At 71.9% G+C, this 11,653-nt stretch carries 10 protein-coding genes; 3 read left to right on the plus strand and 7 right to left on the minus strand.

Annotation, left to right across the window (positions count from 1 at the left end):
• Positions 1-65 precede the first annotated feature (65 nt).
• The 7 genes from ACF07S_RS25465 to ACF07S_RS25495 all read right to left on the minus strand — a co-directional run bounded on the left by ACF07S_RS25465 (position 66) and on the right by ACF07S_RS25495 (position 6,607).
• Positions 66-1,091, minus strand: a complete 1,026-nt coding sequence (locus tag ACF07S_RS25465; protein ID WP_391963222.1) for a LacI family DNA-binding transcriptional regulator — start codon at positions 1,089-1,091, stop codon at positions 66-68.
• A gap of 151 nt (positions 1,092-1,242) precedes the next feature.
• The gene (locus ACF07S_RS25470; RefSeq protein WP_391963223.1) at positions 1,243-1,548 is read right to left on the minus strand and encodes a hypothetical protein; all 306 of its coding nucleotides are present in this window, start codon (positions 1,546-1,548) and stop codon (positions 1,243-1,245) included.
• A 14-nt stretch (positions 1,549-1,562) separates the two neighbouring features.
• Positions 1,563-1,883: an L-rhamnose mutarotase gene (locus ACF07S_RS25475; RefSeq protein WP_391963224.1), complete on the minus strand. Its 321-nt coding sequence runs from the start codon at positions 1,881-1,883 to the stop codon at positions 1,563-1,565.
• A gap of 30 nt (positions 1,884-1,913) precedes the next feature.
• Complete coding sequence (rhaS, locus tag ACF07S_RS25480) at positions 1,914-2,999, minus strand: rhamnose ABC transporter substrate-binding protein (protein ID WP_391963225.1); 1,086 nt, start codon at positions 2,997-2,999, stop codon at positions 1,914-1,916.
• A 29-nt stretch (positions 3,000-3,028) separates the two neighbouring features.
• Positions 3,029-4,060 (minus strand): ABC transporter permease, encoded by a 1,032-nt coding sequence (locus ACF07S_RS25485; RefSeq protein ID WP_391963226.1) that lies wholly within the window; start codon positions 4,058-4,060, stop codon positions 3,029-3,031.
• Positions 4,053-5,093 carry an ABC transporter permease gene (locus ACF07S_RS25490; protein ID WP_391963227.1) on the minus strand — a complete coding sequence of 347 codons (1,041 nt, stop codon included), beginning with the start codon at positions 5,091-5,093 and terminating at the stop codon, positions 4,053-4,055. The genes ACF07S_RS25485 and ACF07S_RS25490 overlap by 8 nt, the downstream gene beginning before the upstream one ends.
• Positions 5,090-6,607, minus strand: a complete 1,518-nt coding sequence (locus ACF07S_RS25495; protein WP_391963228.1) for a sugar ABC transporter ATP-binding protein — start codon at positions 6,605-6,607, stop codon at positions 5,090-5,092. The genes ACF07S_RS25490 and ACF07S_RS25495 overlap by 4 nt, the downstream gene beginning before the upstream one ends.
• A gap of 260 nt (positions 6,608-6,867) precedes the next feature.
• Between ACF07S_RS25495 and rhaI the strand changes: the two genes are divergently transcribed.
• The 3 genes from rhaI to ACF07S_RS25510 all read left to right on the plus strand — a co-directional run bounded on the left by rhaI (position 6,868) and on the right by ACF07S_RS25510 (position 11,629).
• On the plus strand, positions 6,868-8,028 hold the full coding sequence (rhaI, locus tag ACF07S_RS25500) for an L-rhamnose isomerase (protein ID WP_391963229.1): 1,161 nt from the start codon (positions 6,868-6,870) through the stop codon (positions 8,026-8,028).
• A gap of 116 nt (positions 8,029-8,144) precedes the next feature.
• Positions 8,145-10,184 carry a bifunctional aldolase/short-chain dehydrogenase gene (locus ACF07S_RS25505; RefSeq protein ID WP_391963230.1) on the plus strand — a complete coding sequence of 680 codons (2,040 nt, stop codon included), beginning with the start codon at positions 8,145-8,147 and terminating at the stop codon, positions 10,182-10,184.
• Entirely contained in the window at positions 10,181-11,629 is a 1,449-nt protein-coding gene (locus ACF07S_RS25510) for a rhamnulokinase family protein (RefSeq protein ID WP_391963231.1), read from the plus strand. The genes ACF07S_RS25505 and ACF07S_RS25510 overlap by 4 nt, the downstream gene beginning before the upstream one ends.
• Positions 11,630-11,653: the final 24 nt, after the last annotated feature.

The following is an 11,653-nucleotide window of genomic DNA, read 5'->3' on the forward strand; positions in this document are numbered from 1 at the left end:
CCCAGTTCAGCACATGTTCCTCCGGCCAACGAGGCCGGGATCATGAAATTCTCGCGGAACACCGGTCAGCGGGCGGAGAGGCTGGAGCGCCGGACCACCAGTTCCGGGCGCAGGACGACCCGGCGGTGCTCGTGCGGCCGGGCCGTGCTCTGGCTCTCGGTCTCCTCCAGCAGCAGCTCCGCCGCCAGGGCTCCCATGGTGACGGCGGGCTGCCGCACCGAGGTGAGCGGAACCGCCGCGGCGGCGGCGAACTCGATGTCGTCGTAACCGACGATGGCCAGGTCGTCGGGGACCCCGACGCCGGCCGCGTACATCGCCTGCAGCACACCGAGGGCGAGCAGGTCGTTGGCGCAGAACACGGCGGTGGGGCGGTCGGAGAGTCCGAGCAGCCGGGCGCCGGCGTCGCGTCCGGCGGCCACGTCGAGCCGCTCGGTGGGCAGCTCGTGCAGGCAGTCGGGGCCCAGCCCGGCCTCGGCGAGGGCGTTCAGCGCGCCGGTGCGGCGGTCCCGGACCTGGTTGAGTCCGGGCGGACCGCTGACGTACGCGAGGGAACGGTGCCCGGCGTCGACGAGGTGGCGCACGGCCAGCGCGCCGCCCGCCACGTCGTCCACGGAGACCGAGCACTCGGTGGTGCCCTCGGCGACCCGGTCGACCAGGACGAAGGGGATGCCGTGCCGGCGGAACGCCTCGATGTTGCGGCCGGTGGCGTCCGCCGGGGTGAGCAGCACGCCCCGCACCCGCTGTTCGGCGAAGAGGGACAGGTACTCGGCCTCCTCGCCCGGGTTCTGGGCGCTGTTGCAGACCATCACGCCGAGCCCGGCCTCACGCGCGGCGCGCTCGGCACCGCGCGCGACGTCCACGAAGAACGGGTTGCCCATGTCGAGCACCAGCAGCCCCATGATGCGGCTGCGGCCCGCGCGCAGCTGACGCGCCGACTCGCTGCGGACGTAGCCGAGCCGGGCTATGGCGGACAGCACCCGGGCCCGGGTCTCGGCGGCGACCGTGTCCGGGCGGTTGATCACGTTGGAGACCGTGCCGACGGAGACTCCGGCGGCGCGGGCGACGTCCTTGATACCCACCGACTGGGCCATCGGGCAGGGACCTCCAGGGAGACGGGGGGTGGCCGGGGGGCCATCACACTACCGGCACGGCCACCCCGGAACGGTCTTGGTCAGGCGGGCAGCCGGAAGCCGACGGCGCGCGGGGGCGGGGCCGTCGTACCGCTGGACTTCTCCTGGTGCGTCACCGGCGGCACCCCGTCCCGGGCGACGCGTGTCCCCCGACGACGGCGCCCCGGCCGGCGGTGGACCAGGCGGTGCACCAGGCGGCGTGCTGGTGGCCCCGGTGGGTCAGCGGGCCGTTCCTCCGGAAGGAGTCGTTGCCGGCCGGGCCGTCGTGGGACAGGAAGAGGACGGTCCGGCCGTCGGGGGTGGTGCGGCCGGTGCGGGTGACCGACGGGCCGGGGGCGGCCCGCGCCGTGCCGGAGGCGAGGGCGGGGGCCGCCGTGGTGCCGGGGAGCGCTCCGGTCGGCGGAGTGCCTCGTCCCATCTCGGGCTCCTTCGTCAGGCGAGGTGGAAGACCTCGGTCAGCGGTGTCATCGCCGCGTCGGGCCGGGAGCCGTCGAGGGACTCGAAGAAGGGGGCCATCTCGGCCTGCCAGCGGGCGTTGACCTCGGTGGCCTCCATGCCGGCCCTGGCGGCCTCGAAGTCCTCGGTCTCCAGGTAGCCGACGAGCAGGCCGTCGTCGCGCAGGAAGAGGGAGTAGTTGTGCCAGCCGGTGGCCGAGAGCGCCTCGCGCATCCCGGGCCACACGGCGGCATGGCGTTCGCGGTACTCGGCGATCCTGTCCTGGCGGACCTTGAGCAGGAAACAGACGCGTTGCATGGAGTACCGCTCCTCGACTGCCGGGTGGGGTCAGAAGTTGAACTGGTCGATGTTGCCGGCGTTGAACACGGTGGGCTTGCCGAGGCTGATCACGCCGTCCTTGCCGATGGTGTACTCGCCCATCGCGCCGGCGGTGAACGTCTCGCCCTCCTTGCCGGAGATCTGGCCGGAGGACAGGGCGATCGCGGTGCGGGCGGCCAGCTCGCCGAGCTTGGCCGGGTCCCAGAGCTCGAACGCCTCGACGGTGCCGTTCTTGACGTACTTGCGCATGTCGTTGGGGGTGCCGAGGCCGGTCAGCTTGACCTTGCCCTTGTACTTGGAGCCGGACAGGTACTGGGCGGCGGCCTTGATGCCGACGGTGGTCGGGGAGATGATCCCCTTCAGGTTCGGGTGCTCCTGGAGCAGGCCCTGGGTCTGCTGGAAGGACTGCTGGGCGTCGTCGTTGCCGTAGGCGACCTTGACCAGCTTCATGTCCTTGTACTTGGGATCCTCGAGCTCGTCCTTCATGAACTCGATCCAGGTGTTCTGGTTGGTCGCGGTCTGCGCGGCGGACAGGATCGCGAACTCGCCCTTGTAGTCGAGCTGTTCGGCGAGCAGCTGCACCTCGGTGCGGCCCAGGTCCTCGGCGGACGCCTGCGAGACGAAGGCGTTGCGGCAGTCGGCGGTGGTGTCGGAGTCGTAGGTGACGACCTTGATGCCGTTCTTCATCGCCTGCTTCAGCGCGGTGCACAGGGCGCCGGGGTCCTGCGCGGAGACGGCCATGGCGTCGACCTGCTGCTGGGTGAGCGTGTTGACGTAGGACACCTGGCCGGCGGTGTCGGTGGCGCTGGACGGGCCGACCTCCTTGTAGGTGGAGCCCAGTTCCTTCACGGCCTTCTCGCCGCCCTTGTCGGCGGTGGTGAAGTAGGGGTTGTTGACCTGCTTCGGCAGGAAGCCGACGGTCAGGCCCTTCTTGGTCGCCGCGTTCGGGTCGGCCTTGCCGGCCGAGGCCGCCGCGCCGCCGCCCTCGCTCTTCACGTCCTCCTTGGTGGTGCCGCCGCAGGCGGTGGCGGCCAGGGCGAGCGAGGTGACGGCGGCGAGGGCCGCGCAGGTACGGCGGATGGATGCCTTGCGCATGGTGGGTTCCTTTGGAGGGCGAGAAGGGGTCAGGGGGTGGGGGCGGGGGTCTTGGTGACCGGTGGTGGCGCGGCCGCCCGGCGACCGGCCCGCGCGACGGCGATCTGCCGGGCGACGCGCGGTCCGAGCACGGACAGCACCAGGAGCACACCGGTGACGACGATCTGCGACTGCGCGGAGACGTCCTGCAGGCTCATCACGTTCTGCAGGGCGCCGAGCAGGAAGACGCCCGCGATCGCGCCGCCCAGGGTGCCCTTGCCGCCGTCGAAGTCGATGCCGCCGAGCAGTACGGCCGCCACGACGGACAGTTCGAGGCCGGTGGCGTTGTCGTAGCGGGCGCTGGCGTAGTGCAGGGCCCAGAAGACGCCGGTGAGGGAGGCCATCAGGCCGGTCAGGGTGAACAGGATCAGCTTCTGCCGCCTGACGCGGATGCCCGCGAACCGGGCGGCCTCCTCGCTGGCGCCGATCGCGAACAGCGACCGCCCGAACGGGGTGGCGTGCAGGGCGACCACGGCGATCGCGAGCAGCACCAGGAAGGGCAGGAGCGCGTACGGGACGAAGGTGTCGCCGATGCGTCCGGCGGCGAAGTCCAGGTACTGGACGGGGAAGTCGGTCACCGCGTCGGAGCCGAGCACGATCTGCGCGATGCCCCGGTAGGCGGCGAGGGTGCCGATGGTGACGGCGAGGGACGGCAGTCCGAGCCGGGTCACGAGCAGACCGTTGACCAGGCCGCAGACCACCCCCAGCAGCAGGCAGATCGGGATGATCGCCTCGATGGTCATGCCCTGGTTCCACAGGGCGCCCATCACCGCGCCGGACAGGCCGGCCGTGGAGGCCACGGACAGGTCGATCTCGCCGGAGACCACGAGCAGTGTCATGGGCAGCGCGATCAGGGCGATCGGCAGGGTGTTGCCGATGAGGAACGACAGGTTGAGCGCGTTGCCGAAGCCGTCGACCGTGGTGAACGACAGCAGCAGGACCACGACGAGCAGGGCGCCGACGGCCGTGTCCCACCTCGACGAGGCGGACCAGCGGCTCGCACGCGTGGGGGACTCAGGCATGGCGGGCGTTCCTCTTCTTCAGGGCGGAGGCCACGCGCAGCGCGACGATCCGGTCGACCGCGATGGCGAGGATGAGCAGGATGCCGTTGATGGCGAGCACCCAGACGGAGCTGACGCCGAGGGCGGGCAGCACGCTGTTGACGGAGGTCAGCAGCAACGCGCCGAGGGCCGCGCCGTAGACGCTGCCGGAGCCTCCGGTGAAGACCACGCCGCCGACCACGACCGCGCTGACGACGGTGAGTTCGTAGCCGTTGCCGGTGCCGGAGTCGACGTTGCCGAACCGGGCCAGGTACAGCGCGCCGGCGAGGCCCGCGAGGGCGCCGCAGAAGGTGTACGCGGCGAGGATCCGCTTGCGCACGGGGATGCCGGCGAGCCGGGCGGCCTCCGGGTTGGAGCCGAGCGCGTACAGCTCGCGCCCGCTGCCGAAGTGCTTCAGGTAGTACGCCGTGGCCACGAGCACCGCGAGCGCGATGAGGGCCAGGTAGGGCACGGCCGAGATGCCGCCGGAGCCGAAGTCGACGAATCCGCCGGGGAGGTCGGCCGCGGTGATCTGGCGGGAGCCGACCCAGATGGAGTCGATGCCGCGGATGATGTAGAGCGTGCCGAGGGTGACGACGAGCGCGGGCACCTGGCCGAGGCTGACGAGCAGTCCGTTGAGCAGGCCGAATCCGATGCCGAGCAGGACGGCCAGGGCGATGGCGACGACCGGGTTCCCGCCGCCCTGGAGGTAGGTGCCGGCGGCGAAGGCGCTGATGCCGAGGGTGGAACCGACCGACAGGTCGACGTTGCGGGTGATGACGACCAGGGACTGGCCGGTGGCGACCAGGACCAGGATGGTCGCGTTCAGCAGCAGGTCCTTGATGCCCTGTTCGGACAGGAACTCGCTGTTGCCGGCCTGGGTGACGGCGATCATCACCAGGAAGACGGCCAGGATGGCGAGTTCGCGCATCTTGAAGACGCGGTCCACCAGCCGGGTGGCGCCGGCCTTCGGCGCCCGGGCGACGGGGGCTTCTTCGGGAGCGGCGACCGTCATGCGGCGGCCCTCCCCGTGGCTGCGGCCATCACGGTTTCCTCGGTGGCGTCGGTACGGGAGATCTCGGCGGTGAGCCGGCCCTCGTGCATCACCAGCACGCGGTCGGCCATGCCGAGGATCTCGGGTAGGTCGGAGGAGATCATCAGGATGGCGACGCCGTCGGCGGCCAGCTGGGACAGCAGCCGGTGCACCTCGGCCTTGGTGCCGACGTCGATACCGCGCGTGGGTTCGTCCACGATCAGCACCTTCGGCCCGGTGGCGAGCCACTTGGCGAGGACGACCTTCTGCTGGTTGCCGCCCGACAGGGTGTTCACCGTGTCGGCGATGCGGGCGTACTTGACCTGGAGCTTGACCGCCCAGTCCAGGGAGCGGTCGCGCTCGGCGCCGCGGTCCATCAGGCCGGCCCTCACGGTGCTGCGGAGTCCGGTGAGCCCGATGTTGCGCTCGATGGACATGTCCATCACCAGGCCCTGGGCGCGCCGGTCCTCGGGGACCAGGGCGAGGCCCGCGGCCATGGCGGTGGACGGGGCGCCGTTGGTGAGGACGCGCCCGTCGACCTCGACCTCGCCGGCGTCCCAGCGGTCGATGCCGAACACGGCGCGGGCCACCTCGGTGCGCCCGGCGCCGACGAGCCCGGCCAGGCCGACGATCTCGCCGCGCCGCACCTCGAAGGAGACGTCGGTGAAGACGCCCTCCCGGGTGAGCCGGCGCACGCTCAGGGCCACCTCGCCCGGGCTCACGTCCTGCTTGGGGTAGAGCTCCTCCAGGTCGCGTCCGACCATGCGGCGCACCAGGTCGTCCTCGGTCATCCCGGCGAGCGGTTCGCCGGCGATCCAGGCGCCGTCGCGCAGGGTGGTGACCCGCTCGCAGATCTCGAAGATCTCCTCCAGCCGGTGGGAGATGAACAGCACCGCGGCGCCCTGTTCGCGCAGGGTGCGCACGACGCCGAAGAGGCGGGCGACCTCGCTGCCGGTGAGGGCGGCGGTCGGCTCGTCCATGATCAGGACGCGGGCGTCGAAGGAGAGCGCCTTGGCGATCTCGACGATCTGCTGGTCGGCGATGGACAGACCGCGGGCCGGGCGGTCGGGGTCGAGTTCCACGCCGAGCCGCCGCATCAGGGCGGCGGTGGCCCCGTGCGTGGCCTTGTGGTCGATCCGGCCGAGGGCGCGCCGGGGCTGCCGGCCCATGAAGATGTTCTCGGCGATCGACAGGTCGGGGAAGAGCGTGGGCTCCTGGTAGATCACGGCGATGCCGGCGTCGCGGGCGTCGCCGGGGCCGTGGAAGACCACGGGCGCGCCGTCGAGCAGCACCTGGCCGGCGTCCGGCCGGTGCACTCCGGCGAGCGTCTTGATGAGGGTCGATTTGCCGGCTCCGTTCTCGCCGGCGAGGGCGTGCACCTCCCCGGGGAACAGCTCCAGGGAGACGTCCCGCAGGGCGCGGACCGCGCCGAAGGACTTGGAGATGTCCCTGAGCGCGAGGACCGGGGCCGGACCCGTGTCGGACGGGTGGGTCATGAGGGCTCCTCGACGACGCCGTCGGGTATGCCTCGCGACGTCGTGAAAGGTTTCAACTGGATTGCCGGGACGTTAGGCGCGCGACACATGTCACGTCAATGGGTCCTGGTCGAAAATATTTCGACAGCTTCAGGTCACGCCCTGATCACAGAGGGCGGACCTGACCGAAGGGGTTGACACCCCTTCGGGAGGCCCATACCTTCCCGTTCTGAATCGTTTCACTCTGTGGTCGTTACGACCCGATGTCACAGGAGTCCGACGTGACCGAGCTCGCCGCGGCGAAGGCCGCCCTCAAGACACAGGCCGTCGAGACGCCGTCGTGGGCGTACGGGAATTCCGGGACCCGGTTCAAGGTGTTCGCGCAGGAGGGTGTCCCGCGCACCCCGCAGGAGAAGCTGGACGACGCCGCCAAGGTGCACGAGTTCACGGGGGTCGCGCCCACCGTGGCGCTGCACATCCCGTGGGACAGGGTCGACGACTACGCGGCGCTGGCCGAGCACGCGGAGGACCGCGGCGTGAAGCTCGGCGCGATCAACTCCAACACCTTCCAGGACGACGACTACCGGCTCGGCAGCATCTGCCACCCGGACGCCGCCGTGCGCAGGAAGGCCGTCGACCACCTGCTGGAGTGCGTCGACATCATGGACGCGACCGGCTCCAAGGACCTGAAGCTGTGGTTCGCCGACGGCACGAACTATCCCGGGCAGGACGACATCCGGGAGCGGCAGGACCGGCTCTCCGAAGGGCTCGCGGAGGTCTACGGACGGCTCGGCGAGGGACAGCGGATGCTGCTGGAGTACAAGCTCTTCGAGCCGGCGTTCTACACGACGGACGTGCCGGACTGGGGCACGGCGTACGCGCACTGCCTGAAGCTGGGCCCGCAGGCGCAGGTGGTGGTCGACACCGGCCACCACGCCCCGGGCACCAACATCGAGTTCATCGTGGCGACCCTGCTGCGGGAGGGCAGGCTCGGCGGGTTCGACTTCAACTCGCGGTTCTACGCGGACGACGACCTGATGGTGGGCTCCGCCGACCCCTTCCAGCTGTTCCGGATCATGTACGAGGTGGTGCGCGGGGGCGGGCTGACGCCCGGGGTCGCGTTCATGCTCGACCAGTGCCACAACATCGAGGCGAAGATCCCGGCGATCATCCGTTCGGTGATGAACGTCCAGGAGGCCACGGCGAAGGCGCTGCTGGTCGACCGGCCGGCGCTGGCCGGGGCACAGGCCCGCGGCGACGTGCTCGAGGCCAACGCCGTGCTGATGGACGCGTACAACACGGACGTGCGCCCGCTGCTTCGTGAGGTGCGGGAGGAGATGGGGCTCGACCCCGACCCCCTCTGCGCCTACCGGCGGTCCGGGTGGGCCGAGAAGATCGTGGCGGAGCGGGTCGGCGGGGAGCAGGCCGGCTGGGGGGCGTGAGCGCCCGCCGGGTCCCGTCCGTCGCGGACCGCGGGTCGTTCGTGGCCGATCGCGCAGTTGTCCACGCCCTCGAAGGGGCGCTCCACTTCCCCTCTTCCGACAAGGACTGATCACTTATGTCATCCCACCCCGAAGCCGCCGCCCTCCTCGCCCGTTCCCACCGGCTCGGTGCCGATCCGCGGAACACCAACTACGCCGGGGGCAACACCTCCGCCAAGGGCACCGGGACCGATCCCGTCACCGGTGGTGACGTCGGACTGATGTGGGTCAAGGGGTCCGGCGGGGATCTCGGGACGCTGACCGAGGCGGGGCTGGCCGCGCTGCGGCTGGACCGGCTGCGGGCGCTCACCGACGTCTACCCGGGGGTCGAGCGCGAGGACGAGATGGTCGCCGCGTTCGACTACTGCCTGCACGGCAGGCCGGGCGCCGCGCCCTCGATCGACACCGCGATGCACGGGCTCGTCGACGCCGCGCACGTGGACCACCTGCACCCGGACTCGGGGATCGCCCTCGCCTGCGCCGCCGACGGGGAGAAGCTGACCGCGGAGTGCTTCGGCGACACCGTGGTGTGGGTGCCGTGGCGGCGGCCGGGCTTCCAGCTGGGGCTGGACATCGCGGCCGTGAAGGAGGCCAACCCGCAGGCCATCGGGTGCGTGCTCGGCGGACACGGGATCACCGCGTGGGGGGACAGCTCCGAGGAGTGCGAGCGCAACTCGCTGCACATCATCCGCACCGCCGAGGCGTTCCTCGCCGAGCGCGGCCGGCCGGAGCCCTTCGGGCCGGTGCTCGAGGGCTACGAGGCGCTGCCCGAGGACGAGCGGCGCAAGCGGGCGGCCGCCCTGGCACCGTACGTCCGCGCCGTCGCCTCGCAGGACCGGCCGCAGGTCGGGCACTTCGACGCGTCCGACGCCGTGCTGGACTTCCTGGCCCGGGCCGAGCACCCGCGGCTGGCCGCGCTGGGCACCTCCTGTCCCGACCACTTCCTGCGCACCAAGGTCCGTCCGCTCGTCCTCGACCTGCCGCCCACCGCCCCGCTCGACGAGGCGGTCGCCCGGCTCGGGGAACTGCACGCCGCCTACCGCGAGGAGTACGCCGCCTACTACGCGCGGCACGCGGAGGAGGACTCCCCCGCGATGCGCGGCGCCGACCCGGCGATCGTGCTGGTGCCGGGCGTGGGCATGTTCAGCTTCGGCAAGGACAAGCAGACCGCGCGGGTGGCCGGCGAGTTCTACCTCAACGCGATCAACGTGATGCGCGGCGCCGAGGCGGTCTCGACGTACGCGCCGATCGAGGAGTCGGAGAAGTTCCGCATCGAGTACTGGGCGCTGGAGGAGGCCAAGCTGCAGCGGATGCCGAAGCCGAAGCCGCTCGCCACCCGGGTGGCGCTGGTCACCGGTGCGGGCAGCGGGATCGGCAGGGCGATCGCCCAGCGGCTGGTGGCCGAGGGCGCGTGTGTCGTCGTGGCGGACCTGAACGGGGAGAACGCCGCGCAGGTCGCCGAGGAGCTGGGCGGCCCCGACAAGGCCGTCGCGGTGACCGTCGACGTCACCTCCGAGGAGCAGATCGCCGGTGCCTTCGAGGCGGCCGTCCTCGCCTTCGGCGGCGTGGACCTGGTGGTGAACAACGCCGGCATCTCGATCTCCAAGCCGCTCCTTGAGACGTCCGCGAAGGACTGGGACCTCCAGCACGACATCATGGCCCGCGGTTCCTTCCTCGTCTCGCGCGAGGCGGCCCGGGTGATGATCGCGCAGGAACTGGGCGGCGACATCGTCTACATCGCGTCGAAGAACGCCGTCTTCGCCGGTCCCAACAACATCGCGTACTCGGCGACCAAGGCCGACCAGGCCCATCAGGTGCGGCTGCTCGCGGCCGAACTGGGCGAGCACGGGATCCGGGTCAACGGCGTCAACCCGGACGGTGTGGTGCGCGGCTCGGGGATCTTCGCGGGCGGCTGGGGCGCGAAGCGCGCGGCCGTGTACGGAGTACCGGAGGAGAAGCTGGGCGAGTTCTACGCGCAGCGCACGCTGCTGAAGCGCGAGGTGCTGCCCGAGCACGTGGCGAACGCCGTGTTCGCGCTGACCGGCGGCGACCTCACGCACACCACCGGGCTGCACGTCCCGGTCGACGCCGGCGTCGCCGCCGCGTTCCTGCGATGAGCGGCTCCGTGCGGTCGTACGCCGCGGTCGACCTCGGCGCGTCCAGCGGGCGCGTCATGGTCGGCCGCGTCGGCCCCGGCAGCCTCGAGCTGTCCGAGGCGCACCGCTTCCCCAACCGGCCGGTGCGCGTGCCGGAGGGGCTGCGGTGGGACATTCTCGGGCTGTACGCGGGTGTCCTGGAGGGGCTGAGGGCGGCCGGGCCGGTGGACTCCGTCGGCATCGACAGCTGGGCCGTGGACTACGGGCTGCTGGACGCGGACGGAGCGCTGCTCGGCAACCCCGTGCACTACCGCGACAGCCGTACCGAGGGGGTCGCGGAGAAGGTGTGGGCGACCGTGCCCGCCGGGGAGCTGTACGCGGCCACGGGCCTGCAGTACGCCCCCTTCAACACCCTGTACCAGCTGGCGGCGGCCCGCGGCACGGCCCAACTGGCGCAGGCGAAGCGGCTGTTGCTCATCCCCGACCTGCTGACGTACTGGCTCACCGGTGAGCAGGGAACGGAGCTGACCAACGCCTCGACCACCCAGCTGGTCGACCCGCGCACCCGGGACTGGGCGCACGGCGTCGCCGAGCGGCTGGACATCGACCTCGCTCTGTTCGCGCCGCTGCGCCGGCCCGGGGACCCGGCCGGGGCGCTGCGGCCCGAGGTGCTGGCGGAGACCGGGCTGACCGGTCCGGTTGCGGTGACGGCGGTCGGGTCGCACGACACCGCGTCCGCGGTGGCCGCGGTGCCCGCCGGCGATGAGCGGTTCGCCTACATCTGCACCGGCACCTGGTCGCTGGCCGGACTGGAGCTGGACGCCCCGGTGCTGACCGAGGAGAGCCGGGCCGCCAACTTCACCAACGAGCTGGGGCTGGACGGCACGGTCCGCTATCTGCGCAACATCATGGGCCTGTGGCTGCTCCAGGAGTGCCTGCGGGCCTGGGGCGGGCCGGACCTGGACGAGCTGCTGACGGAGGCCGCCGGGGTGCCCGCGCTGCGGTCGGTGGTGGACGCCGGGGACGCGGCGTTCCTCGCGCCGGGGCGGATGCCGGAGCGGATCGCCGAGGCCTGCCGGGCCTCGGGGCAGCCGGTACCGGTCTCCCGCGCCGAGGTCACCCGGTGCATCCTCGACTCGCTCGCGCTGGCCCACCGCAAGGCGGTCGAGGACGCGCAGCGGCTCGCCGGACGGCCGGCCGACGTCGTGCACGTGGTGGGCGGCGGCACCCGCAACGCCCTGCTGTGCCAGCTCACCGCGGACGCCTGCGGGCTGCCCGTGGTCGCCGGGCCGACGGAGGCGGCGGCGCTGGGCAATGTGCTGGTGCAGGCCCGCGCGCACGGGCTGGTCGGCGATCTCGCCGGGATGCGACGGCTGCTCGTCGGCACCCAGCCGCTGACGCGGTACGAACCGCGCGGCGGGACACAGCGGTGGCGAGCGGCGCAGGACCGGCTCGCCAGGACCTGACGAAGGGCCCGGCGGGCCCCTCAC

Origin of the sequence: Streptomyces sp. NPDC016640 (genome assembly GCF_043076215.1) — a bacterium.
Lineage (GTDB): Bacteria > Actinomycetota > Actinomycetes > Streptomycetales > Streptomycetaceae > Streptomyces.

What these genes read in the sequence shown, in the direction of transcription:
- ACF07S_RS25465 (WP_391963222.1), bottom strand. Translation starts at nt 1,091, where the DNA reads ATGGCCCAGTCGGTGGGTATCAAGGACGTCGCCCGCGCCGCCGGAGTC.
- ACF07S_RS25470 (WP_391963223.1), bottom strand. Translation starts at nt 1,548, where the DNA reads ATGGGACGAGGCACTCCGCCGACCGGAGCGCTCCCCGGCACCACGGCG.
- ACF07S_RS25475 (WP_391963224.1), bottom strand. Translation starts at nt 1,883, where the DNA reads ATGCAACGCGTCTGTTTCCTGCTCAAGGTCCGCCAGGACAGGATCGCC.
- rhaS (WP_391963225.1), bottom strand. Translation starts at nt 2,999, where the DNA reads ATGCGCAAGGCATCCATCCGCCGTACCTGCGCGGCCCTCGCCGCCGTC.
- ACF07S_RS25485 (WP_391963226.1), bottom strand. Translation starts at nt 4,060, where the DNA reads ATGCCTGAGTCCCCCACGCGTGCGAGCCGCTGGTCCGCCTCGTCGAGG.
- ACF07S_RS25490 (WP_391963227.1), bottom strand. Translation starts at nt 5,093, where the DNA reads ATGACGGTCGCCGCTCCCGAAGAAGCCCCCGTCGCCCGGGCGCCGAAG.
- ACF07S_RS25495 (WP_391963228.1), bottom strand. Translation starts at nt 6,607, where the DNA reads ATGACCCACCCGTCCGACACGGGTCCGGCCCCGGTCCTCGCGCTCAGG.
- ACF07S_RS25505 (WP_391963230.1), top strand. Translation starts at nt 8,145, where the DNA reads ATGTCATCCCACCCCGAAGCCGCCGCCCTCCTCGCCCGTTCCCACCGG.
- ACF07S_RS25510 (WP_391963231.1), top strand. Translation starts at nt 10,181, where the DNA reads ATGAGCGGCTCCGTGCGGTCGTACGCCGCGGTCGACCTCGGCGCGTCC.